At 67.6% G+C, this 281-nt stretch carries 1 protein-coding gene; it reads left to right on the top strand.

Features of this window, described 5'->3' with window-relative positions:
* Positions 1-281: immunoglobulin domain-containing protein (locus PZC42_RS24410; protein WP_277214006.1), on the top strand; the 281-nt coding region annotated here is incomplete at both ends.

Below are 281 nucleotides of genomic sequence, written 5' to 3'. Positions count from 1 at the left end.
TCACCTGGACTACAGGCGGAGCGGCCGACGCCACCGCCGTGACCTCTCTGCCCGTCGCCACCACCGGCGGTACCTACAGCCTCACCACGGCTCTGACTGTACCCCGGGAACAGCTGCAGGGCAATGAGTTCGTCTGTAGGGCGCAGCACGCGGCCACCGGGGCTGATGTGAAGGAGACCATCAGTGGGGATGGCGTCTGCCTCGTAGTCACCCCCAAAGTGACCCTCCTGAGCGACCCCACCCAGGAGGACCCCGAGCGCCGCGTCCTCCTCGTCTGCCTG

The sequence above is a fragment of the Isoptericola croceus genome (assembly GCF_029382255.1).
GTDB lineage: Bacteria > Actinomycetota > Actinomycetes > Actinomycetales > Cellulomonadaceae > Isoptericola > Isoptericola croceus.
This window is presented reverse-complemented; position numbering and strand designations above follow the sequence as displayed.